We start from the raw sequence: 22,675 nt of genomic DNA, 5'->3' as shown, positions 1-22,675 counted from the left end.
CGGGCTGCTTTTTTTTCCTCCCTGGCAGCCTATTCCCACGCTGGGGGCTAGCGCAACCCGACCACTCGGTTACATTAACGCCCGTGTCCCCACTATCCTTTTCCACACCGGCCCGGCTGACGTCCGTGGCCACCGCGAAACTGCCCAGGCTGATCCTGCTGGGCGTGTTGCTGGCCTATATCGTGGCCGGCCTGTTCATGCGCGACCCGTGGAAAACGGACGATGCGGTCGGGCTGGCGACCATGATCACGGCGATCCGCGAAGGCGGCATCACCTGGCTGCTGCCCCAGGTGGGGCTGCTGGCCCACGCCGAGGAAGGCCCGCTGATCACCTGGGTCGGCGCGATCTGCATCTGGCTGTTCGGCCCCTTCATCGGCGACATCACCGCCGGCCGCCTGCCCAATCTGCTGTGGTTCGGCATCACCACCACCAGCGTGTGGTACGGCACCTATCTGCTGGGCCGCCGCGCCGAAGCCCAGCCGCTGGCCCTGCCCTTCGGCGGCGAACCCGAGCCGCGCGACTACGGCCGCATGCTGGCGGACGCCGCCCTGCTCCTGCTGCTTGCCACGGTCGGCATCCTGCAGCGCACCCATGAAACCACCGTCGTGCCCGCCATCATGGCGTGGCAGGCGCTTGCCTTCTATTCGCTGGCGCGCAGCGTGGACCGCCCGTTCACGGGCTGCACGACCCTGGGCATCGCCCTGGCCGCCAGCTTCCTCACGCGCGGCTGGGTCGGCGCGACCCCCATCATGATCGGCGCGCTGCTGGCCTTCTACCCGCGCAGCCAACTGTGGCGCTGCCGGCGCTGGCTGCCCTGGGCGGCGCTGGTGACCGCAGTCCTGATCCTGGCCTGGTGGATCCCCGCCAGCCAGGGCAGCGCATACTGGGTCCGCAACTGGAAGATCTGGAACCTGTCGTCCTTCGCGGTGCCGACCTGGCACGACATGGGCCGCACGCTGCGCGACCTGCCCTGGTACCTGTGGCCGACCTGGCCCCTGGCCGTGCTGGCCGTCTGGCGCTGGCGCTCCTGGATCTACGCGCCCCACATCTGGCTGCCCCTGACGCTGCTGGTGTGCTCGACGCTGCTGCTGTTCGGCCTGGACGAAGCCTCGGACTCCGAGTACGTCCTGCTGGCCGTCCCCTGCGCCGTGCTGGCGGCATTTTCGCTGCCGACGCTGCGCCGCGGCGTGGTCAACACGCTGGACTGGTTCGCCGTCATGTGCTTTTCCCTGACGGCGGCCACCGTCTGGCTGGGCTGGGTCGCCCTGCACTTCCACTGGCCGGCGCAGATTTCGCGCAACATCGCCCGCCAGACCACGGGCTACGAGCCCGTCATCTCCTGGCTCGCCTTCGCGCTGGCCCTGGTGTTCACCCTGGCCTGGATCGCGCTGGTGGTGTGGCGGCTGCGCGTGAAGCCCCAGGCGCTGTGGCGCGGCACCGTGCTGTCGGCGGGCGGGCTGACCGTGACCTGGATCCTGCTGGTGCTGCTGTGGCAGCCGGCGGTCGACTACGCGCGCAGCTATCGCACCGTGTCGGGCCAGTTGGCGCAGGCGCTGGAACAGAACCTCCGCCCCGGCGAGTGCGTCCGCGGCCTGAGCCTGGGCAGCGGCCAGCGCGCCTCGTTCCTGATCTTCAACAACCTGACGTTCACGTTCGACGCGAAGTGCACCCTGATCCTGCAGCAGACCAGCAACCAGAGCCTGCGCGACAACACCGCCGCCTATAGCGAAGGCGCCGACGTGCTGTGGCAAGGCGGCCGGCGGGCGGACCGGCAGGAAGTATTCCGTCTGCTGCGCGTCGGCTCGAACCGATGACCGCGGCCGCCGCCGCGCCGATATCCTTCGGCGCCACCCTGCGAGGCATCGCCAAGCAGGCCTGGCCGGTGCTGGTCAGCCAATGGGCCGGCATTTCGTTCGGCGTGCTGGACACCGCGATGACGGGCCATTCCAGCGCCGACGACCTGGCCGCCATGGCCTTGTCCGCGTCCATCTACATCACCATTTTCGTCGGCCTGATGGGCGTGGTGCATGCCCTGATCCCCATCCTGGCCCAGCACTTCGGCGCGGGCCAGAACCTCGAGGTGGGCCGCAGTTGGGGCCAGGGCGTCTGGCTGGCCCTCGGGCTGTCCGTCGTGGGCGCCGTCCTGATGCTGTTCCCGGACTTGTGGCTGTCCTTTTCGGGCAACGTCGCCCCCGGCGTGCGCGAACGCATCGGTTCCTACCTGCAGGCCCTGGTGCTGGCCCTGCCCGCCGCGCTGGTGTTCCGCACCATCTACGCGCTGGGCACGTCGGTCTCGCGCCCCAAGCTGGTCATGGCGATCAACCTCACGGCCATCGGCTTCAAGGCTTTCTTCAACTGGCTGCTCATCTACGGCAAACTGGGCCTGCCGGCCATGGGCGCCACCGGCGCCGGGCTCGCGACCGCGCTGGTTTCGTGGATCAGCCTGGGCCTGGGATTGTGGGTCATCACGCACGACCGCTACTACCGGCGCTTCAAGCTGCGGGTCGGCAAGCCCGACTGGAAGACGCTCAAGGAACTGCTGCGCCTGGGCATCCCGATGGGCGGGTCCTATCTGGTGGAAGTGTCCGCCTTCACCTTCATGGCCCTGCTGGTCGCGCGCGAGGGCACTTTCGTGACCGGCGGCCACCAGATCATGTCGAACCTGGCCGCCCTTTGCTACATGATGCCCATGGCGCTGGGCGTGGCCACCGCCGCGCTGACCGCGCAGGCCATCGGCGCCGGCAATTTCGCCCATGCGCACCGCACCGGCATGGCCGGCCTGACGCTCGGCCTGCTGGGCGCCCTGCTGACGGCGGCGGTGCTGCTGGCCGGCCGGCCGCTCATCCTGGCGGCCTATACCGACAACCCCGACGTAGCCGCCGTCGCGACCACGCTGCTGGCCGTGCTGCCCTTGTTCCACCTGTTCGATTCAATGCAATGCATCAACTCGTACCTGCTGCGCGCCTACAAGGTGGCGGTGGTGCCCCTGTTGCTGCAGATGGTCGCGCTGGCGGGGGTGGGCCTGGTCGGCGGCTGGTGGTTCGGCTTCGGCCCGGGCCGCGGCGGCCTGGACGGCATACGCGCGATCCTCGTGCCCGGTTCACCCCAGGGCGCCGGCAGCATGTGGCTGATGGCGATGGCTGGGTTGGCGCTGTCGGCGGGCCTACTGCACTATTGGTATCGGCGGATTGTGCGGGTTAGTGGCGGGGTGTAGTTTTAGGGCGGGTGTCAGACACCCGGGAAGGTTTGCGTTGATGTGGAAGAGCGTCCCGTACGGGTGTCAGACACTTGAGACCAGTGCAGTGTCTGACACCCGTACGAGATGCCCTTCACTGCACGCCGGCGCCCCATGGGTGTCTGACACCCATCCCCATCGATTACTTCGGCCGCTTGTCGATCACCCGGCGCGCCTTCCCCGTCAGCGTGCGTTCGACATAACCCGAATCCGACACCTGGATCCGCGCGCTGACGCCGATGTGCGTCTTGACGGCGTGCTGGAGCTGCTTGCCCAGGTTCGCGCGTTCGGCGTCCGACAGGCCCGAGAACTCGGCCCGCAGCTCGGTCAGGATTTCCAGTTCGTCCAGGTTGCCCGTGCGCGACAGCACCAATTGGTAGTGCGGCGCCAGTTGGGCGATCTTCAGGACCAGTTCTTCCACCTGCGTCGGAAACATATTCACGCCGCGCACGATCAGCATGTCGTCGCTGCGGCCGGTGATCTTGCCGATGCGGCGCATGCTGCGCGCCGTCGGCGGCAACAGGCGCGTCAGGTCGCGGGTGCGGTAGCGGACGATGGGCATCGCTTCCTTGGTCAGCGAGGTGAACACCAGTTCGCCGGGTTCGCCGTCGGCCACGGGTTCGCCCGTGTCGGGATCGATGATCTCGGCGTAGAAGTGGTCTTCCCAGACCACCGGGCCGTCCTTGGTCTCGACGCATTCGCTGGCCACCCCGGGCCCCATCACTTCGGACAGGCCGTAGATGTCCACGGCGTCGATGCCGGCCTCGGTCTCGATGTCGGCGCGCATCTGGCCGGTCCAGGGTTCGGCGCCGAAGATCCCGATGCGCAGCGAACTTTGACGCGGGTCAATCCCCTGGCGGCGCTGTTCCTCCAGAATATTGCAGAAATAGGAGGGCGTGACCATGATGATGTCCGGGCGGAAATCGTTGATCAGTTGCACCTGCTTTTCCGTCTGCCCGCCCGACATCGGGATGACCGTGCAGCCCAGGCGTTCCGCGCCGTAATGCGCGCCCAGGCCGCCCGTGAAGAGGCCGTAGCCGTACGCGACGTGGACCGTGTCGCCGGGCTTGCCGCCCGCCGCGCGGATCGAGCGCGCCACGAGGTTGGCCCAGTTGTCCAGGTCGCCCTTGGTATAGCCCACCACCGTCGGCTTGCCCGTGGTGCCGCTGGACGCGTGGATGCGCGAAATGCGCTCGCGCGGCACGGCGAACATGCCGAAGGGATAGTTGTCGCGCAATTCCTTCTTCGTCGTGAAGGGGAATTTCGAAATGTCGGATAGCTGCTTCAGGTCGTCGGGGTGCACGCCGACCTCGTCGAACGCCTTCTTGTAATGCGGGACGTTCTCGTAGGCGTGCTTGAGCGACCACTTCAGCCGCTCGAGCTGCAAGGCGCGCAACTCATCCTGGCTGGCATGCTCGATGGGGTCCAGCCCCGGCTTGCTCATGGTGTTGGACATGGTTATCTCTCTCCTGAAATTCTCTCTCTACGCCGGGCCCGGCCGCGCGGCGCGCGGGCAATCCGCGCGCGCATGGCAGGGCCGGCGGCCTTGTCTTTGGTTGGTTGGGTGGTTGGCTCAAGCGTCCGTGGGGACTCCGACGATCTGGCCCTTGATGCGATACGAGCGGCCGCGGAACAGGGCCACGTTGCGCCCGTCCTGGTTGGTGACCGTCACGTCGTAGACGCCGGTGCGGCCGGCCAGCGAGCGCTCCTGCGCCACCGCGGTCAGCAGGTCGCCCTCGAAGCCCGGCGCGAGGTAGTCGATGGTGCAGCCGGAGGCCACGGTGCTGACGTTGCGCGAATTGCACGAAAACGCGAAGGCGCTGTCGGCCAGGGCGAAGATGAAGCCGCCATGGCAGGTCTTGTGGCCGTTCAGCATGTCGGGGCGCACGCGCATCGTCAGGCGCGCGTAGCCCGGCGCCATTTCCTCGACCTTCATGTCCAGGCCTTGCGACGCGGCGTCGCCGGCGTACATCGCGGTGCCGACGGCTTGCGCCAATTCCTGGGGATCGCTCGGCACCTCGACGGCGGGAACGTGTGCGTTCATTCTTATTGCCCCTTGAATTGCGGTTCGCGCTTGCCCAGGAAAGCGGCCACGCCTTCCGCGTAATCCGCGCTGCGGCCCAGTTCGCGCATCATGTCGCGTTCCAGGTCCAGTTGGGTGGACAGGTCGTTGCCCAGGCTGGCCTGGATGGCCTGCTTGGTGAACGCCAGCCCCTTCGTGGGTGCCTTGGAAAAATGCCGGGCCAGCCGATCCAGCGCGGCGTCGAACTCCTCGTCCGGCACGCACTGCCAGATCAGGCCCCAGTCCTGCGCCTGCTGGGCGCTGAGCTTGTCGCCCAGCATGGCCAGCCCCATGGCGCGGGCGCGGCCGACCAGACGCGGCAGCGCGAAGGTGCCGCCGGTGTCGGGGATGAGCCCCAGGCAGCAGAACGATTGGATGAAGCTGGCCGACGCCTTGGCGATGACGATGTCGCCGGCGAACGCCAGGTTGGCGCCCGCCCCGGCCGCCACCCCGTTCACCCCCACCACGACGGGCATGGGCAAGGCGTTCAGGCGGCGCACCAGCGGCGCGTAGAACTTGTCGACGGTCTCGCCCAGGTCGGGCGGCGTGCCGTCTTCCGCGGGCTTGCGCTCGCTCAAGTCCTGCCCCGCGCAGAAACCGCGGCCCGCGCCGGTCAGCACCAGCACGCGCGCGCCTTCGGTTTCAACGCGGGTCAGGGCATCAGCCACTTCACCATGCATGTTGGCCGTGAAGCTGTTCAGCTTGTCGGGACGGTTCAGCGTCAGGCGCGCGATGCCGTCCGACAGGTCGAATTGAATGTCTTGATAGGTCATATCATTTGTCCATAGCGGGCACATCACTCGCATCAGAGATTATGCGTAACGCCCACCCCGGGCCGCAGCGGCGCCCCCTTGAGGGGGGCCCGCCTGAGGGGGGCCCGCCTAAGGGGGGCCCGCCTAAGGGGGAAGCGCGTAGCGCTTCGGGGGTGGGATCAAACATGACGGCGGGTTTGCACCACGCGGAAGCGGTTCGAAACGAAGGCCGAGTCGGACAGCGCCGCGTTGGCGGCCGGGTTGGCGCCGGTGCCGTGGAAGTCGCTGAAGGCCGCGGTCTGGTTGACGAACACCGCGCCCGTCAGGTTGAGCGAGAGCGAAACGCCGGACACTTCCGCCGCGTCCTGCACCCGCTCGGCAACGGCGTTGTCGGTGGTGTAGGCGGAGAAGGACAGCGCGCCATGGCGGATGACGCTGTCGCGCGCCAACTGGATGCTGTGCGCGGTGGAATCGGTGGCCACCACAAAGGCGATCGGACCGAACCATTCCTGGCCGATGGCGGCGTTGCCGGCCTCGGCGCGCAGCAGCAGCGGCGTGCGCACGCGCGCGTTTTCAAACTGCGGATGGGCGAGCGTCTTGCTGTCGGCCACCACGGACAGGCCCAGCGCGCGCGCCTTCTCGATGCGCTCGACGATGCCCTCGTTCTGGATGGCGCCGGTCAGTTCGACGGCACGCGCGGCGTCGGCGCCGAGCTTGTCCAGCGCCGTGCCCAGGGCGGCCGCGACGTCGTCGAAGCCGACCCGGCCTTCCGGCGTCTGGATGCCGTCGCGCGGCACGTAGATGTTCTGCGGCGCGGTGCACATCTGGCCCGAATACAGGGCCAGCGAGAACGCCAGGTTGCGCGCCACGCCCTTCAGGTCGTCCGTGGAATCGATGATGACCTGGTTCACGCCGGCCTTCTCGGTATAGACCAGCGCCTGGCGGGCGTTGTTCTCCAGCCAGTCGCCATTGGCGGAACTGCCGGTGAAGTCGATGATCTTGACGGCCGGATCCAGCGCCAGCTTCTGCGCGGTGTCGTCGCCGGCTTCATGGGCGGCCAGCAGCACGACGTCGGGGTCGAACCCCGCTTCCTGCAGCACTTCGCGCGCCACCTTCACGGTGATGGCCAGCGGCAGGATCGCGCCGGGGTGAGGCTTGACGATGACCGTGTTGCCGGTGGCCAGGCTGGCGAAGAGGCCGGGGTAGCCGTTCCAGGTCGGGAAGGTGGAGCAGCCGATCACCAGCGCGACGCCGCGCGGCACCACGGTGAACTGCTTTTCCATGCGGATGGGGTCGTTCTTGCCCTGCGGCTTTTCCCAAATGGCCACGCCGGGGATGCGCGACATTTCCTGCCACGCGTAGGTCACGGCTTCGAAGCCGCGGTCCTGCGCGTGCGGGCCGCCGGCCTGGAAGGCCATCATGAAGCCCTGGCCGGTCGTGTGCTGCACCGCGTAGGCGATTTCGAAGCTGAGCTTGTTCAGGCGGGCCAGGATCTCCAGCGACACCCCGACCCAGGCGCGCGGACCGGCGCGGCGCCAATCCTCGAGCGCGCGCTTGGAGGCGGCAACCAGCTTGTCGGCCGGGACACGGGGATAGGTGATCCCGAGGTCGAAGCCATAGGGCGACTGCTCGCCGCCCACGGTGCCGTCGGCGTCATGCAGGTTCAGCGGGAAAGGCTTGCCGCGCAGGGCTTCGAACGCGGCGCGCCCGTCGTCGTTGGCGGTCTCGCCATAGTTGCGGGGGCTGGGCGATTCGGCGTAGGGGCTCCAGTAGCCGCGCAGCGCTGCCGCGGCCATGGCTTGTTCCAGCAGGGGCTGGTGGCGTTCGAAGAATGCTTGGGACACTGCGTCTCTCCAATGGGGATATGGTTTTCTGCCTGGCGCGGGCCAGGTCAGGTTTCCTGGTCGAAGTCGATGACCAGGCGGTCGCTGACCGGGAAGCTCTGGCAGCTCAGGATGAAGCCGCGCGCCACTTCGTAGTCTTCCAGGGCGAAGTTGGCGTCCATGTCCACCTCGCCCTCGATGACCTTGCAGCGGCAGGTGGAACACACCCCGCCCTTGCACGAATACGGCAGCTCGATCCCTTGCGCCAGCGCCGAATCCAGCACGCTGTCTTTGTTCTTGTCGATGACGAACATACGGCTGTGGCCGTCCTGCACCACGGTAACCTCGCACTGCCCCTTGCCGGGCGCCTGGCGGGCGTCCTGGCCGGTGCGCAACGCGCGCGGCCCCTTCGGCGCGCCGAAGAGTTCGAACTTGATGTTCGCCTTCGGGATGCCGCGGGCCTGCAGCCGCTCGACCACGCTTTCGGTCATGGTCTGCGGACCACAGACAAAAGCGTAATCGATATCCTCGGGACTCATCCAGGCCGACATGAGCTGGTCGACCTTGTCGCCGTCCAGGCGGCCGTTGAAGAGTTCGATGTCCTGGGTCTCGCGGCTCATGATGTAGACCAGCGAGAAGCGCTCCATATAGAGGTTCTTCAGGTCTTCGATTTCTTCGCGGAACAGCACCGCCGACGAGGCGCGGTTGCCGAAGAACAGCGTGAACTTGCTGCGCGGCTCGGTGGACAGCGCGGTCTTGACCAGCGAAAACACCGGCGTGATGCCGCTGCCTACGGCGAACGCCACATAGTGGCGTTCGTTCCCGGAAGAAAAATCGACGGTGAAATTGCCCGCCGGCGCCATGACTTCCAGCGTCTGGCCCGGCTGCAGCTCGTGGTTGGCCCAGCTTGAGAACGCGCCTTCGTCCACCTTCTTGATCGCCACGCGCAGCAGCTTGTCGTGCGGCGCGGAACAGATGGAATAGGAGCGGCGCAGCTCTTCGCCGTCGAGCCGGGTGCGCAGGGTCAGGTACTGGCCCGGCAGGAAGGCGAACTCGTCGGCCAGCGTCTCGGGCAGGTCGAAGGTCACGACGACGGCGTCGCGCGTATTGCGCGCCACCGACGCCACCGTCAAGGAATGGAATTGGTTCTGGCTCATCTCGAAACCGCTCTTAGTGAGTCTTGAAATAATCGAAGGGCTCGCGGCAGGACACGCAGCGATACAGCGCCTTGCACGACGTGGATCCGAAATTGCTGACCAGGCGCGTATCGCGCGACCCGCAGCGCGGGCAGGCGATGGCGGGGCCGGCGGCGCGCCGGCTGATGCCGGAGATGTCGACGGCGCGTTCGGCGGGCGCGGCGATGCCGTAGCCCTTGAGCGCCTCGCGCCCCTTCTCGCTCATCCAGTCGGTGGTCCAGGCCGGAGCCAGCCGGGTTTCCACGCGGACCTCGGCGACGCCGTGGCGCGCCAGCGTCTGCTGGATGTCCTGGGTGATCTCGCGCATGGCCGGACAGCCGGAATACGTGGGCGTGATGACGACGACACAGGCGCCGTCGTCCCAGGACACGTCCCGCACCACGCCCAGGTCCACCACGGACAGCACGGGGATCTCCGGATCGGGGACCTCCTGCAGCCAGGCGTATACCTGGTCGGCGGAAACGGGCGCCAGCGCGTTCACCACTTGGCTCCCGGATAGGCGCGCGGCAGGAACTGCATTTCGGCCAGGACGTAGCCCAGTTCCTCGGTGTGCCTGCCCTGGCGGCCGCCGCGGTGGGCCAGGTGGTTGGCGGCGGCCTCGTCCGGCACCGCCAGGGTGGCTTCCTCCAGCACCTCGCGCACGTGGGCCAGCCAGGGCTGGCGCAGGGCGGACAGCTCGCAGCCGATGCCGCGGGCCGCCACGTCCCGGTCGATGGCGTCGTCGGCGAACAGTTCGCCCGTGAAGCGCCAGGCGTCATCGATGGCCGCCTGCATCCTGGCATGGCTTTCCGCCGTGCCGTCGCCCAGGCGCACCACCATGTCCGAAGAACGGCGCACGTGATAGGTGACTTCCTTGATGGACTTGGCCGCGATGGCGGCGACGCGCTCGTCCGACGAGCCTTCCAGGCGCTGCAGCAGGAAATAGTGCCAGACGTCGAACAGGAACTGGCGCGCCATGGTGTCGGCGTAGTTGCCGTTGGGCCGCTCCGCCAGCAGCGCGTTGTGGAACTGGTGCGCGTCGCGCAGGTAGGCCAGCGCATCTTCGTCGCGGCCCGCGCCCTCGACCTCGCCGGCCAGCGTCAGCCACATGCGGGCCTGGCCCAGCAGGTCCAGCGCGGTGTTGGTCAGCGCCAGGTCTTCTTCCAGGATGGGGCCGTGCCCGGTCCAGGCGCCCAGGCGCTGCGACAGGATGAGCGAGGAATCGCCCAGGCGCAGCAGGTATTCAAACAGAGTCTTGTCCATGTCTCCCCCGCCGCCTTACATGTGCTTGATTTCTTCGGGCATCGGGAAAAACGTGGGATGCCGGTAGACCTTGCTGTTGGCCGGCTCGAACAGCGGGTCCTTGTCGCCCGGGCTGCTGGCCGAGATATCGGAAGCGCGCACCACCCAGATGCTCAGGCCTTCGTTGCGGCGGGTATAGACGTCGCGGGCGTGGTTGATCGCCATTTCGGCGTCGGAGGCGTGCAGGCTGCCGACGTGCTTGTGGGCCAGGCCGTGCTGGCTGCGGATGAACACTTCCCACAGGGGCCAGTCTTTGCTCATGATGGATGTCCTCGAATGCCGGGCGCGCGCCGCGCGCTCCGGTTTGCAATGGTGGTGAAGAAGAGTGGAGCCCGAACGCGGGCTCAAGCTGCCTTGCGCTCGGCCTGCTTGTCGGCGTAGGCGACCAAGGCGTCGCGCACCCAGGCGCCGTCCTCGTGCGCCTTGACGCGCGCCGCCAGGCGTTCGCGGTTGCACGGGCCGTTGCCCTTGAGCACCGCGTAGAACTCGCTCCAGTCGATCTCGCCGAAATCGTAGTGGCCGCGCTCGGCGTTCCACTTCAGGTCGGGATCCGGAACGGTCAGGCCCAGGAACTCGGCTTGCGGCACGGTCTGGTCCACCATCTTCTGGCGCAGTTCGTCGTTGGAGAAGAGCTTGATCTTCCACGCCATGGACTGGGCGCTGTTGGGGGAATCGGCATCGCTCGGGCCGAACATCATCAGCGCGGGCCACCACCAGCGGTTGAGGGAATCCTGCACCATCGCCTTTTGCTCGGGCGTGCCATGCAGGCACATCTGCATCAGCAGGTCGTAGCCCTGGCGCTGGTGGAAGGATTCCTCCTTACAGACGCGCACCATGGCGCGCGCGTACGGGCCATAGGAGCAGCGGCACAGCGGGATCTGGTTGATGATCGCCGAGCCGTCGACCAGCCAGCCGATCATGCCGATGTCGGCCCAACTGAGCGTGGGGTAATTGAAGATGCTGGAGTACTTGGCGCGGCCGGCGTGCAGGTCGTCGATCAGGTCGTCGCGCGACACGCCCAGAGTTTCCGCAGCGCTGTACAGGTAGAGCCCGTGGCCGGCCTCGTCCTGGACCTTGGCCAGCAGGATGGCCTTGCGCTTGAGCGAAGGCGCGCGGGTGATCCAGTTGCCTTCGGGCAGCATGCCCACGATTTCGGAATGCGCGTGCTGGGAAATCTGGCGCACGAGCGTCTTGCGGTAGGCCTCGGGCATCCAGTCCTTGGCCTCGATGCGGATGCCGTCGTCGATGCGGCGCTGGAACGCCTGTTCCTGGCCTTCGAGCTGGTCCGCGGTCTTGACCTGCTTGACGCCGGTTTCGACGAGTTGAGCGTACATGTATGTCTCCTTGAGACGGTTTGCGAAAACGCAAAGCAAACGTTCCGCAGTGCCGTCATGTCATACGAGGATTATTTAATACAAAAAAATCATTGTCAAACCCAAATCTGTATCACATTGGATTTATGTATCATATTGCCGAACCCGATACCGGCCGCCCGCGGCCCCTTCTAATGGCAAACCCTCAGTCGTCCCTGGACCGCTTCCTGTCCCGCCTGGTCAAGAACGATCCGCCGCGCGCGAAATCGCTCTGCGTCAGCCTGCTGGGCGACGCCCTGGCCCCACACGGCGGCGCCATCTGGCTGGGCGACCTCATCGAACTGCTGGCGCCGCTGGGCATCAATGAACGCCTGCTGCGCACCAGCGTGTTCCGGCTGGTCGCCCAGAACTGGCTGCAATCCGAACGCCACGGGCGGCGCAGCCTCTATCTGATCTCCGAACAGGGCCTGCGCCACACCGCGCACGCCTCCCAGCGCATCTATGAAGGCGCGCCGCAGGAATGGAACGGGGAATGGACGCTGGTCGCGCTGCCGCGCACCGGAAATGGCCTGGCCGAGCGCGCGGAACTGCGCCGCGAACTGGTCTGGGAAGGATTCGGCATGATCGCGCCCGGGCTCTTCGCCCATCCGCACACCGAGGCGCGCGCGGCCCACGACATCCTGGAAAAGCTGGGCATCCCGGACCGGGCGCTGGTGCTGTCGGCCCGCGACCTCGCCGGCGCCGGCGGCCTGCCGATAGCCAGCCTGGCCTCGCAATGCTGGAACCTGGAAGGCGTGGCCGAGCAGTACCGGCAGTTCACGAAGAACTTCGGCCCGCTGGAAAAGCTGCTGGAGACCCCGCCTTCGCCTTCCGAGGCGTTCATCGTGCGCGTCATGCTGCTGCACAATTGGCGCCGGATCGTGCTGCACGATCCGCAACTGCCCGGCCCCATGCTGCCCGACAACTGGCCCGGCCATGCGGCCCGCGAGATCTGCGGCCGCATCTATTGGCAGGTGTTCGATGCCTCGGAAGCCCACCTGAACGCCCTGGCCGGCCGCGACAACGAACGGTACGCGCCGGTGGCGGCCGACATCGCGTCGCGCTTCGGCGGCAGGCCCGCCTGAGGCGCTGGGCGGACGCCCCGCCTTTCCGCTGCGCTCAGGCTTCGCCGCCCGCGGCCGGCATCGCCACGCCCAGCGTGTCCACGTGCGATTCGCCGATGGCGTCGGCGCCGGACCCGGGCAGGTCCAGCCCCCTGGCCCGGGCGATGAAGGACAGGGTCCAGCGCGCCCGGATCGGCCGCCCCAGGGCTTCGCCCGTATCCGCGTCCACGCCGCTGGGCACGTCCAGCGCCAGCACCGGGACGCCCCAGCCGTTGACCGTGTCCACCAGCGCCTGCCAGTCGGCCCCCAGCGGCCGATTCAGTCCGATGCCGAACAGGCCGTCGATGACCAGGCCGGGCACGAAGCCGGGTTCGAGCGCGGACAGCGTCGCGCCGCCCGCGGCGGTCCACCCCGCATGCGCGCGGGCCGCGTCGGCGGGCAGCCCCTGCGCGCCCGCGGGCAGCAGCACGCGCGCGTCGTGGCCCATCGCGCGCAGCAGGGTCGCCGCCACCAGGGCGTCGCCGCCGTTGTTGCCGGGGCCCGCCAACGCCAGCACGGCCGTGCCGGGCTGGATCCTTTCCGCCACGAAACGGGCCGCGGCCGCCCCCGCCAAAGGCATCAACCGCCTGCCCTCGGCCAGGGCCTGGCGTTCGGCGTCGCGGATCTGGGCTACGGGATAGGAAGAAGGCATGGCGGATACCTGGCGTATCGGGCGGGCTGCCCGCAAGGGAGTGCGTGAAATTCACGCAATGCGTGAAAATTTTCCAACATAGCGCAACCGGCGGCGCCCCTGCCCCCGCAAACTCGCGGGGCGCCCGGGCAGGGACCCGGCCATTTTGGGCTGGCATGCATTTTGCGTTATTGCCAGGGCCGGTACGAGCGATACCGGACGACCCAACCGAAGAGACTATACCAATGCGTTCCATGAGCATCATCTGCCCGAACGGGCACTTAGGATTCGCCCCGCTGCGTACCGAGAGTTTCCAGCGCGGCGTTGCCGCCGGGCCGGACTGCATCGCCGCCGACTCGGGCAGCGACGACGTGGGCCCGGTGCCGCTGGGCTCCGACACTTCCACCAGCCCGCAGGCGTGGCAGCGCCACGACCTGGAGCAAATGCTCCTGGCCGCGCGCAAGCTGGGCGTGCCCATGATCGTGGGATCGGCCGGCGATACCGGCTCCAACAGCCGCGTGGACCTGTACGTGCGGCTCATCAAGGAAATCGCCGCCGAACACGGGCTGGCGCCGTTCAAGATCGGCTACTTCTATTCCGAAGTGGACAAGGAGCGCGTGCGCAAGGCGCTGCGCGACGGCGCCCAGGTGGCCGGGCTGGACGGCTACGCCGACCTGACGGAGGCGGAACTCGACGCCACCGACCGCATCGTGGCGGTGGCCGGCGTGCACCCCTATCTCGAACTGCTGCAAGCCGGCGCGGACGTCATCATCGGCGGGCGCAGCTCGGACGCCGCGGTGTTCGCCGCGCCCGCGCTGCACCGGGGCTACGACGCGGACAAGGCCTACTACCTCGGCAAGGTGCTGGAATGCGCGTCCTTCTGCGCCGAACCCTATGGCGGCAAGGAAACCGTGATGGGCGAGATCTCGGCGGAAGACGTGCGCGTCACCGCCATGCACCCCGACCAGCGCTGCACCATCGCGTCGGTCGCCGGCCACGCGATGTACGAGCGGTCCAACCCCTACGAAGAATATTTCGCGGGCGGCAAGCTGGACATGACCCATTGCAGCTATGAACAACTGAGCGAAAAGACCACCCGCATCACCGGCTCGCGCTTCCACCCCGCCGACCAGGTGCGCGTGAAGCTGGAAGGTTCCGGCAAGGTCGGCGAACGCTATATGGGACTGTGCGGCATACGGGATCCCTACACCATCGAAAACGTGGACCGCGTCATCGGCTGGGCGCGCGAAAAAGTGCGCGAACGGTTCGGCGATTCCGGCTACGAGCTGCACTACAAGGTGTATGGGCGCGACGGCGTCATGGGCGACCTGGAGCCGCTGCGGGACCGGCCCGGCCATGAGCTCTGCGTCATGGTCCAGGGGGTCGCCCCCACGAGCGACATGGCCGAAGAGCTGACGTTGACGGGCTTGCGCCAGATGTTCTACGCCCGCCTGCCCGACGTGAAAGGCACGGCCGGCTCGGTGTCGTTCCCGCTGGACGAAGTGGTGCGCACGAGCGCGGCCTACCGCTGGACCCTGAACCATACCTTGCCGGTGGACAATGCCGGCGAACTCTTCCCGACCCACCTCACCGAGGCTGGCGCCTGAGCCGGCAAGACCATGAGCACCCAGAAACTCAGCACCCTGGCCAAGACCATCCGCAGCAAGAACGCGGGCGTGAACAAAATCACCTTCGACATCATCTTCCGGGATCCGTCGGTCTACGAGGCGGTCAAGCGCTCCGGCGCGGTGACGCGCGCCAGCGTGGCGGCCCTGTACCGGATCGAGGACGGCCGCATCTCCGACTTCGTGCATTACGATCCCGGCCTGGCCATCAAGTTCACGATCTACCGGCTGGCTCCCAGCGGATCCGCCGGCGACGGCGATATCTTCGGGGCGCAGCAATACGCGCCGCTGCTCGACATCGCGGTCCCCATGCCGGACTGAACGCCGCGGGCGCCGGGAACGGCGCCCGCCCCTTTCCGCTTCCTTCGAGAATCGATCATGAAAGCGCTAAAAGAAACCTTGTTGTTCCTGGCCGGGGCCGCCCTGGCCGGCGCGGCGGCCGCGGCCCAGCCCGACGTGCCCAAACAGGTCAAGATCGTGGTGCCGTTCACCGCCGGCGCCAGCAACGACGCGATCGCCCGCGCGATAGCGCCGCAACTCGCCGCCCGGTTCGGCAACACCGTCATCGTCGAGAACCGCGGCGGCGCCGCCGGCGCGATCGGCTCCGAGTACGTCGCGCGCTCGGCCAAGGACGGTTCGGTGCTGCTCCTGACTTCGAGCACCTTCCTGACCACCGCCGCCACCCAGCCGCACCTGCCCTACGATCCGCTGAAGCAATTCGCCCCGGTCGCGATGATAGGCCAGGGCCCGCTGGTCATCGCGACCTCGGCGCAGACGCCCTACGGGTCGCTGCAACAACTGCTGGAGGCGGCCCGCAAGCGGCCCGGCGCCCTGAACTATGGTTCGGCCGGCGTCGGCTCGCTGGCGCACCTGGCGACGGTCATGCTGGACGACGCGGCGGGCACGGCGATGACGCACGTTCCCTACAAGGGCGCGGCCAACGCGGCCTCGGACCTGGCGGGCGGCCTGATCGACGTCATGCTGTCCAACTACAGCACGCTGGCCCCCGTCGTGCAGGGCAAGAAGGTCAAGCTGCTGGCCACGACCGCGGAGGCGCCCCAACCCGCCTTTCCCGGCCTGCCCCCCGCCGCGCAGACCCTGCCGGGCTATTCGGTGCAGATCTGGGTGGGCGTGTTCGCGCCGGCGGGCACGCCGCAGCCCTACATCGATCGGCTCAATGCGGCGCTGAACGAGATCTCGGCTTCGCCGGAGATGTCGGCGCTGCTCGACATCGACGGCACCGTGCCGGCCCGCCAGTCCAGCGCCGAGTTCGGCGAGCGCGTGCGCGATGAACTATCCCTGTGGCAAGGGATCGCCCGCAAGCACGGCATCAGTTCGGAATAGCGTCGACGGGCCCCAGCCCCAGCTTGACCATCTGGTGCCGCAGGGCATGCCGCGTCAGGCCCAGGCGCTGCGCGGCGCGGCCCAGGTTGCCGTCCTCGGCCCGCAGGGCCGCGCGGATCAGGCCGCGCTGGAACTGCGCGGTCTGATCCGCGTAGCCGCCGGCGGAGGGGGACGCCGGCGACGGCGCGGGCTTGCCCGCGTCGCGCAGGATGCGCTGCGGCAGGTGTTGCGGCAGCACGGTGTCGCCGTCTTCCAGGATGCAGATCCGTTCGAGCAGATTGCTCAGTTCGCGCACATTGCCCGGCCACGCATAGGTCCTGAAAATGCGCCGGACCTCGGGATCGATGGCGGTGAAGCCGCTGCCGTGGGTGGCGTTGTATCGCTCCAGGAAACGCTGCGCAAGCACCAGCACGTCGTCGCCGCGTTCGCGCAGGGGCGGCAGGTTGATCGACACGACCTGCAGCCGGTAATAGAGGTCGTCCCGGAACCGGCCCGCCTGGACTTCCCCCAGCAGGATCTTGTTGGTAGCGGCGATGAACCGGGCGTCGATCGAGACCTCCTGCACCGAGCCGATGCGCCGGAAGCGCCGGCTGTCCAGCAGCGTCAGGATCTTGGCCTGCATGACCGGATCCAGCTCCCGGATCTCGTCCAGGAACACGCTGCCGCCATTGGCGGCCTCGAGCAGGCCGGTCTTGCGCGCCACGGCCCCGGTGAACGCGCCCCGTTCGTGGCCGAAAAGCTCGGACTCGAGCAGATTGCCGGGAATGGCGGCGCAGTTGATCTCGGTATAGCCCTTGTCCGCGCGCGCCGACTGCGCATGCAGGCTGCGGGCGACCAGTCCCTTGCCGGTGCCGGTTTCGCCGTAGATGAGGACGATGCTGGCGCGGCTGCGCGCAACCCGGCGCACCAGATCGCGCAGCGCCGCCATCGACGGATGGTCGCCGATGAGCGGCTCGCAGGCGAACGGGGCGGTCGGCATGGACGCGGCCGCTACACTTTCAGGAAGTGTTCGCGGTAGTACTTCAGTTCGTCGATCGATTCGTAGATGTCCGCCAGCGCTTCGTGGCGGCTCTTCTTCTCGAAGCCCTTGTAGACCGCGGGCGCCCAGCGGCGCGCCAGTTCCTTCAGCGTGCTGACGTCGAGGTTGCGGTAATGGAAGAACTGCTCCAGGCGCGGCATGTAAGCAAACATGAACCGGCGGTCCTGGCTGATGGTATTGCCGCACAGCGGCGACTTTCCGGCCGGCACATGCTGCGCGAGAAACGCCAACAGCGTATCCTCTGCCTGCGCCTCGGACACGGTGGACGCCTTGACCTTGTCGATCAGCCCGCTCTTGCCGTGCGTGGACTTGTTCCAGTTGTCCATGGCGTCGAGCAGGCTGTCGGGCTGGTGCACCACCAGCACGGGGCCTTCGGCCACGACCGTCAGGTCAGCCTCGGTCACCACCACGGCGACCTCGATGATGCGTTCTTTTTCAGGGTCCAGGCCGGTCATTTCCATATCCAGCCAGACCAGGCGGTTTTCATTCACAGCCATATAATTTACCTATAAAACACGCGATTTTCGCATATACCTAATTAAGCCATCCGCAACGCCCATGTTCACTTTGCTGTTCGTCGCCTTCCTGCTGACCGATATTGCCGTGCGCCTGTGGCTGGCGTCGCGGCAGATCCGCCACGTCGCGCTCAACCGCGGCCAGGTGCCGTCCGAATTCTCCCACCGGATCGGGCTGGCGAGCCATCAGCGCGCGGCCGACTACACCGTGGCGCGGGTCAAGCTGGGCATGCTGGAGCGCACCTACGACGCCGTCCTGCTGGTGTGCCTGACCTTGATGGGCGGGCTGCAATTCATCGACCTGATGGTAGGCCAGCTTACCAGCAACGACTTCCTCCGGCAGATGCTGTTGCTGGTCGCCGTGGCGCTGCTGCTGGGCCTGCTGGGCCTGCCCTTCACCTTGTGGCGGCAATTCCGGCTGGAGGCCCGCTTCGGCTTCAACCGCATGACCCCGCAGTTGTTCGCCGCCGACGCCTTGAAGGGCCTGGCGGTGGCCGCGGTGCTGGGCCTGCCGCTGGCGGCGGCGGTGCTGTGGCTGATGGGCAGCGCCGGCGCGTACTGGTGGATCTGGGCCTGGGCGCTGTGGACGGTCTTCAACCTGGCGCTGCTGATCGTCTACCCGATGTTCATCGCCCCGCTCTTCAACAAGTTCACCCCGCTGTCCGACCCGGAACTGTCCGGCCGCATCCAGCGCCTGGCGCAGCGCTGCGGCTTCGCGCTGAACGGGCTGTTCGTGATGGACGGCTCGCGCCGCTCCGCCCACGGCAACGCCTATTTCACGGGCTTCGGGCGCTCGCGCCGCATCGTGTTCTTCGACACGCTGCTGGCGCGGCTGAACGGCGACGAGATCGAGGCGGTGCTGGCGCACGAGCTGGGCCATTTCGCCAAGCGCCACATCGTCAAGCGCATCGTGTTCAGCTTCGCCGCCGCGCTGGCGTTCTTCGCCATCCTGGGCTGGGTTTCCCAGCAGCCCTGGTTCTACGTGGGGCTGGGCGTGCTGCCGCAACTGGGCGGACGCAACGACGCGATGGCGCTGCTGCTGTTCTTCCTGGCCATCCCCGTATTCACCTTCATGCTGACGCCCCTGGCCAGTTGGTACTCGCGTCGCGACGAATTCGAAGCGGACCGCTATGCGGCCGAACAGAGTTCGGCGGAACGCCTGGTCTCCGCGCTGGTCAAACTCTACGACGACAACGCCGCCACACTGACCCCCGACCCCGTGCATTCCGCCTTCTACGACAGCCATCCCCCCGCCGCCGTGCGCATCCGCCACCTGATGGCGCCCGCATGAGCGGCCCGAGCCGCCCCAAGGGCGCTTACCAGAACGGGCAACACGCCAGCGCGCAGGCCGCCGCGCCGAACGAGGGCCGCATCATCGCGGCACACGGGCGCCACTACACCGTGGAGCTTGCCGACGGCACGCTGCGCAAGTGCTTTCCGCGCGGCAAGAAGGCCGGGGCCGCCGTGGGCGACCTCGTGCGCATCACGCCTCAAGGCAAGGACGAAGGCGCCATCGACGCCATCCTGCCCCGGCGCAACCTGCTGTACCGTTCCGATGAAATGCGCTCCAAGCAGTTCGCGTCCAATGTGGACCAACTGCTGATCGTCATCGCCGTGCAGCCCACCTTTTCCGACGACCTGACCGGGCGCGCCCTTGCCGGCGCGTGGAGCGCCGGGATCGCGCCTATCGTCGTCCTGAACAAGACCGACCTGGCGGACGCGCTGCCGGCGGCGCGCGCGCGGCTGGCGCCGATCGCGGCGCTGGGCGTGGACGTGATCGAACTCAGCGCGCTGGAACCCGAGAAAGTGCACGCCGTGCTCGCGCCGCGCCTGGCCGGGCACACCAGCCTGCTGCTCGGACAAAGCGGCATGGGCAAATCGACGCTGCTCAACGCCCTGGTGCCGGACGCGGCCGCGCCCACGCGCGAACACTCCACCGCCCTGGACATGGGCAAGCACACCACCACCAGCACCCGGCTCTACCACCTGCCCGCCCCGGGCGGCGACCTGATCGACTCCCCGGGCTTCCAGGCCTTCGGCCTGCAGCACCTGAGCCGCGAGGACATCATCCGCGGCTTCCCGGAATTCACGCAACCCATCGAACAGTGCCGTTTCTACAACTGCACCCACCGGCACGAACCCGGCTGCGGCGTGGTCGCCGCCCTGGAGGCCGGCGCCATCGATCCGGCGCGCTACGCGCTGTACCAACGCATCCTGGAAGAGAACCTGGCGGGGCAGCAGCGTTATTGAACTGACCCGGTGTCAGACACCTCGCCTGGTAAAGGTGCCCGGCACCCGCATGCAATCGGCGGGTCAGCGCGGCGTGAAGCCGTGGCGCAGCAGGTGGTAGAGGTTGCGCAGCATGCCTGCCGTCGCCCCCCAGATGAAATGCTTGCCGTAGGGCATTCCGTAATACTGGCGCACCCGGCCGTCGTCCAGCCGGGCCTCGTACAGGCGGTGGTTGCCGGGATCCATCAGGAACGACAGCGGCACCTCGAACACCTCGGCCACTTCGAACGCATCGGGCGCCAGATTGAAGCCGGGACGCACGAGCGACACTACGGGGATGATGGAGAATCCCGTCGCCGTCAGGTACGGCGGCATGCTGCCCAGCACTTCCACATAGCTGGCCGGCAGGCCGGTTTCTTCCTGCGCTTCGCGCAAGGCGGCCGCCTCCGGCGTGGAGTCGCTGAGTTCGATGCGCCCGCCCGGAAAGCTGATCTGGCCTGCATGGTCGTGCAGGTGGGCGGCGCGCTGCGTCAGCATGATGGATACGCCGTTGTCGCGCGTCACCAGCGGAATCAGCACCGCGGCCGGCACGGGCGCGCCTTCGCGGCCCGGATAGCGCAGGTCGGTGTCGCGCGACAGCTCCAGCGTCCAGGTGGACGGCTGGCTGAGCGTGCCCCGCAGCGAATCCGGGGTCAGCAGGCGGGCAGGCACAGCCGGCAGGGACTCGTTGGCCAGCACCCACGGTTGCGTCGCCGGATCGAAGCCGGGACGCGCCAGCGGCCTCCGGGGCCGCGGGGAAGACGAGGAATCAGACATACGGCTTTTTGAAAAGAAAAAGGCACCCTCGCAGGTGCCTTTTTAACCCGGAAACCCGTGCCGGACGAAAACGCGGGAAGGCGTAAGCGTCCGACACTGGCAGGGCCGTGTACCGATAAGCGATCAAGCCGCCGAGGCTTGCTTGCTGACCAGCTTTTCCTTGATACGCGCCGACTTGCCCGAGCGGTTGCGCAGGTAGTACAGCTTGGCGCGGCGCACGTCGCCGCGGCGCTTGACTTCGATGCCGGCGATTTGCGGCGAGTAAAGCTGGAACGTACGTTCCACGGCTTCGCCCGACGAAATCTTGCGCACGGTGAACGCGGAGTTCAGGCCGCGGTTGCGCTTGGCGATGACAACGCCTTCGAAAGCCTGCACGCGCTTGCGGGTGCCTTCAACGACGTTCACGCTCACGATGACGGTGTCACCGGGAGCAAATTCAGGCTTGGCCACGCCGCCGGTCAGACGGGCGATTTCTTCCTGTTCCAGGATAGCGATAAGGTTCATGAGAACTCCTAGATCATCATGTCGTTGCGGACTGAAACTTTTGCCGTTCGATGTTGTTCACGCGCTGTGGTTTGCACCTAATCGCGTGTGCATGGCCGCCCAGCATGAAGCCGGACCCCGATACATGTGCCGCAAGCAGAGGATGAGATTTGGCAAACCAATGATTCTACACCAAAAATCATGGCAAGCCTCAGGTAACATGAGCCCGGCCCGCCCCGGTTTGGGGTACTCTTCCGTTCTCTGTAACAAACACGTCATACGGCGCGGTTTCCCCTCATGTCGTACTCGTCCCTGATTTTGGTCGTCCTGGCGGCGATGGCCCACGCAACGTGGAATCTGCTCGCCAAGCGCGCGGCCATGGTGGGCGCTCCGTTTGTCTTCGCCTATGGGCTGTGCGCCTCGGTGCTGTATGCGCCGTGGGTCGTCTGGGTGCTGATGCACGACGGCATGAACTGGACCTGGCCCGTGGTCGGCGCCATCCTGACCTCGAGCTTGTTGCATTTGGGCTACAGCCTGTGCCTGCAGCGCGGCTACCAGGTGGCCGACCTGTCGGTGGTCTATCCCATTGCCCGCGGCACCGGCCCCCTGCTCTCCACCACGGGGGCCTTTCTATTGCTGCGCGAACCCGCCACCGGCACCGGCATCGCCGGCATGCTGTGCGTGGTGATCGGCGTGCTGCTCATCGCGACGCAGGGCCGGCTGGCCATCTTCAAGCAGGCGCAGGCCTGGATCGGCGTACGCTGGGGCATGGTGATCGGCCTTTTCATCGCGGCCTATACCGTCGTGGATGCCTATGGCGTGAAGGTACTGCTGATCAGCCCGGTGCTGTTCGACTGGTTCACCTGCGTGACCCGCACGGCCATGATGACCCCCCATATGCTGCACCGCCGGGCCCAGGCCTGGGAATCCATGCGCGGGTATTGGCACCTGGCGCTGGCGGTCGGCCTGTTGTCGCCGCTAGGCTACATCCTGGTGCTGTACGCCTTGCGCAACGGCGCGCCGCTGAGCCTGGTTGCGCCTGCGCGCGAGATGTCCATGATGCTGGGCACCCTGGCGGGCATGTTCCTGCTGCGCGAAAAAGTGGGGCCGGGCCGCTTGGCCGGCTGCCTGTCCATCCTGGTGGGCGTGGTGCTGCTGGGATCCAGCTAAACGCCAGGAATCCGTTCTA

23 protein-coding genes and 1 pseudogene are annotated in these 22,675 nt (G+C 67.3%); 10 read left to right on the top strand and 14 right to left on the bottom strand.

Annotated features, from left to right (window positions below):
- The first annotated feature begins 83 nt into the window (after positions 1–83).
- Together WHX56_RS13095 and WHX56_RS13090 are read left to right on the top strand one after the other, a co-directional pair.
- The gene (locus WHX56_RS13095) at positions 84–1,814 is read left to right on the top strand and encodes an ArnT family glycosyltransferase (protein ID WP_129246207.1); all 1,731 of its coding nucleotides are present in this window, start codon (positions 84–86) and stop codon (positions 1,812–1,814) included.
- On the top strand, positions 1,811–3,214 hold the full coding sequence (locus WHX56_RS13090; RefSeq protein ID WP_338881414.1) for an MATE family efflux transporter: 1,404 nt from the start codon (positions 1,811–1,813) through the stop codon (positions 3,212–3,214). The genes WHX56_RS13095 and WHX56_RS13090 overlap by 4 nt, the downstream gene beginning before the upstream one ends.
- A gap of 163 nt (positions 3,215–3,377) precedes the next feature.
- Here WHX56_RS13090 and paaK read toward each other — a convergent pair whose 3' ends face one another.
- From paaK to paaG, 3 genes are all read right to left on the bottom strand, one after another.
- Positions 3,378–4,691 carry a phenylacetate--CoA ligase PaaK gene (paaK, locus tag WHX56_RS13085; RefSeq protein ID WP_129246211.1) on the bottom strand — a complete coding sequence of 438 codons (1,314 nt, stop codon included), beginning with the start codon at positions 4,689–4,691 and terminating at the stop codon, positions 3,378–3,380.
- 117 nt (positions 4,692–4,808) lie between these two features.
- On the bottom strand, positions 4,809–5,279 hold the full coding sequence (paaI, locus tag WHX56_RS13080; protein WP_338881412.1) for a hydroxyphenylacetyl-CoA thioesterase PaaI: 471 nt from the start codon (positions 5,277–5,279) through the stop codon (positions 4,809–4,811).
- Between the two features lie 2 nt (positions 5,280–5,281).
- On the bottom strand, positions 5,282–6,070 hold the full coding sequence (gene paaG / locus WHX56_RS13075) for a 2-(1,2-epoxy-1,2-dihydrophenyl)acetyl-CoA isomerase PaaG (protein WP_338881410.1): 789 nt from the start codon (positions 6,068–6,070) through the stop codon (positions 5,282–5,284).
- Positions 6,071–6,145: 75 nt separating this feature from the next.
- Between paaG and WHX56_RS30480 the strand changes: the two are divergent.
- Positions 6,146–6,238 (top strand): annotated as a pseudogene (locus WHX56_RS30480) (pentapeptide repeat-containing protein); the annotation flags it as partial.
- Here WHX56_RS30480 and paaN read toward each other — a convergent pair.
- The 6 genes from paaN to paaA form a co-directional block, all read right to left on the bottom strand.
- A complete protein-coding gene (gene paaN, locus WHX56_RS13070; protein WP_338881408.1) occupies positions 6,229–7,893 on the bottom strand; it encodes a phenylacetic acid degradation protein PaaN in 1,665 nt (554 codons plus the stop codon). The pseudogene WHX56_RS30480 and the gene paaN sit on opposite strands and share 10 nt — an antisense overlap.
- A 47-nt stretch (positions 7,894–7,940) precedes the next feature.
- Positions 7,941–9,029 carry a 1,2-phenylacetyl-CoA epoxidase subunit PaaE gene (paaE, locus tag WHX56_RS13065; protein ID WP_129246219.1) on the bottom strand — a complete coding sequence of 363 codons (1,089 nt, stop codon included), beginning with the start codon at positions 9,027–9,029 and terminating at the stop codon, positions 7,941–7,943.
- A gap of 13 nt (positions 9,030–9,042) precedes the next feature.
- Positions 9,043–9,549 carry a 1,2-phenylacetyl-CoA epoxidase subunit PaaD gene (gene paaD / locus WHX56_RS13060; protein ID WP_129246221.1) on the bottom strand — a complete coding sequence of 169 codons (507 nt, stop codon included), beginning with the start codon at positions 9,547–9,549 and terminating at the stop codon, positions 9,043–9,045.
- Positions 9,546–10,310, bottom strand: coding sequence for a 1,2-phenylacetyl-CoA epoxidase subunit PaaC (gene paaC, locus WHX56_RS13055; protein ID WP_338881406.1), 765 nt, complete (start codon positions 10,308–10,310; stop codon positions 9,546–9,548). Before paaC ends, paaD begins: the two co-directional genes overlap by 4 nt.
- A gap of 15 nt (positions 10,311–10,325) precedes the next feature.
- Positions 10,326–10,610 (bottom strand): 1,2-phenylacetyl-CoA epoxidase subunit PaaB, encoded by a 285-nt coding sequence (paaB, locus tag WHX56_RS13050; protein ID WP_013392438.1) that lies wholly within the window; start codon positions 10,608–10,610, stop codon positions 10,326–10,328.
- A gap of 83 nt (positions 10,611–10,693) precedes the next feature.
- A complete protein-coding gene (gene paaA / locus WHX56_RS13045) occupies positions 10,694–11,683 on the bottom strand; it encodes a 1,2-phenylacetyl-CoA epoxidase subunit PaaA (protein WP_043543032.1) in 990 nt (329 codons plus the stop codon).
- 173 nt (positions 11,684–11,856) lie between these two features.
- Here paaA and paaX point away from each other — a divergent pair, with 173 nt between their 5' ends.
- The gene (gene paaX / locus WHX56_RS13040) at positions 11,857–12,786 is read left to right on the top strand and encodes a phenylacetic acid degradation operon negative regulatory protein PaaX (protein ID WP_129246227.1); all 930 of its coding nucleotides are present in this window, start codon (positions 11,857–11,859) and stop codon (positions 12,784–12,786) included.
- A 34-nt stretch (positions 12,787–12,820) separates the two neighbouring features.
- Here paaX and WHX56_RS13035 read toward each other — a convergent pair whose 3' ends face one another.
- Positions 12,821–13,456 carry an NAD(P)H-hydrate epimerase gene (locus tag WHX56_RS13035; protein WP_338881405.1) on the bottom strand — a complete coding sequence of 212 codons (636 nt, stop codon included), beginning with the start codon at positions 13,454–13,456 and terminating at the stop codon, positions 12,821–12,823.
- 224 nt (positions 13,457–13,680) lie between these two features.
- On the opposite strand from WHX56_RS13035, the gene WHX56_RS13030 reads away from it, so the two are divergent.
- Genes WHX56_RS13030 through WHX56_RS13020 form a run of 3 tightly spaced genes read left to right on the top strand, consistent with a single transcriptional unit; the run spans position 13,681 to position 16,404 of the window.
- Positions 13,681–15,042 carry an acyclic terpene utilization AtuA family protein gene (locus WHX56_RS13030; RefSeq protein ID WP_129246231.1) on the top strand — a complete coding sequence of 454 codons (1,362 nt, stop codon included), beginning with the start codon at positions 13,681–13,683 and terminating at the stop codon, positions 15,040–15,042.
- Positions 15,043–15,054: 12 nt separating this feature from the next.
- Positions 15,055–15,381 carry a DUF4387 domain-containing protein gene (locus WHX56_RS13025; protein WP_129246233.1) on the top strand — a complete coding sequence of 109 codons (327 nt, stop codon included), beginning with the start codon at positions 15,055–15,057 and terminating at the stop codon, positions 15,379–15,381.
- A 57-nt stretch (positions 15,382–15,438) separates the two neighbouring features.
- Positions 15,439–16,404: a tripartite tricarboxylate transporter substrate-binding protein gene (locus WHX56_RS13020; protein ID WP_129246235.1), complete on the top strand. Its 966-nt coding sequence runs from the start codon at positions 15,439–15,441 to the stop codon at positions 16,402–16,404.
- Here the strand turns inward: WHX56_RS13020 and WHX56_RS13015 are convergent.
- On the bottom strand, positions 16,391–17,383 hold the full coding sequence (locus WHX56_RS13015; protein ID WP_338881403.1) for a sigma-54 dependent transcriptional regulator: 993 nt from the start codon (positions 17,381–17,383) through the stop codon (positions 16,391–16,393). The two genes, WHX56_RS13020 and WHX56_RS13015, sit on opposite strands and share 14 nt — an antisense overlap.
- A gap of 11 nt (positions 17,384–17,394) precedes the next feature.
- Complete coding sequence (gene orn / locus WHX56_RS13010) at positions 17,395–17,940, bottom strand: oligoribonuclease (protein ID WP_043543026.1); 546 nt, start codon at positions 17,938–17,940, stop codon at positions 17,395–17,397.
- A gap of 61 nt (positions 17,941–18,001) precedes the next feature.
- On the opposite strand from orn, the gene WHX56_RS13005 reads away from it, so the two are divergent.
- Positions 18,002–19,249 carry a M48 family metallopeptidase gene (locus tag WHX56_RS13005; RefSeq protein WP_338881402.1) on the top strand — a complete coding sequence of 416 codons (1,248 nt, stop codon included), beginning with the start codon at positions 18,002–18,004 and terminating at the stop codon, positions 19,247–19,249.
- Positions 19,246–20,208 carry a ribosome small subunit-dependent GTPase A gene (gene rsgA / locus WHX56_RS13000; protein ID WP_287751583.1) on the top strand — a complete coding sequence of 321 codons (963 nt, stop codon included), beginning with the start codon at positions 19,246–19,248 and terminating at the stop codon, positions 20,206–20,208. Before WHX56_RS13005 ends, rsgA begins: the two co-directional genes overlap by 4 nt.
- 63 nt (positions 20,209–20,271) lie before the next feature.
- Here rsgA and WHX56_RS12995 read toward each other — a convergent pair whose 3' ends face one another.
- Together WHX56_RS12995 and rplS are read right to left on the bottom strand one after the other, a co-directional pair.
- Positions 20,272–21,003 carry a CoA pyrophosphatase gene (locus WHX56_RS12995; RefSeq protein ID WP_129246241.1) on the bottom strand — a complete coding sequence of 244 codons (732 nt, stop codon included), beginning with the start codon at positions 21,001–21,003 and terminating at the stop codon, positions 20,272–20,274.
- Between the two features lie 123 nt (positions 21,004–21,126).
- Complete coding sequence (gene rplS / locus WHX56_RS12990) at positions 21,127–21,507, bottom strand: 50S ribosomal protein L19 (protein ID WP_043543023.1); 381 nt, start codon at positions 21,505–21,507, stop codon at positions 21,127–21,129.
- A 276-nt stretch (positions 21,508–21,783) separates the two neighbouring features.
- On the opposite strand from rplS, the gene WHX56_RS12985 reads away from it, so the two are divergent.
- Positions 21,784–22,656 carry a DMT family transporter gene (locus WHX56_RS12985; RefSeq protein WP_287751587.1) on the top strand — a complete coding sequence of 291 codons (873 nt, stop codon included), beginning with the start codon at positions 21,784–21,786 and terminating at the stop codon, positions 22,654–22,656.
- Positions 22,657–22,675: the final 19 nt, after the last annotated feature.

Origin of the sequence: Achromobacter veterisilvae, from assembly GCF_037619525.1 — a bacterium.
GTDB lineage: Bacteria > Pseudomonadota > Gammaproteobacteria > Burkholderiales > Burkholderiaceae_B > Achromobacter > Achromobacter veterisilvae.
The sequence above is the reverse complement of the archived record's forward strand: the minus strand, read 5'-3'. Positions and strand labels throughout refer to the sequence as shown.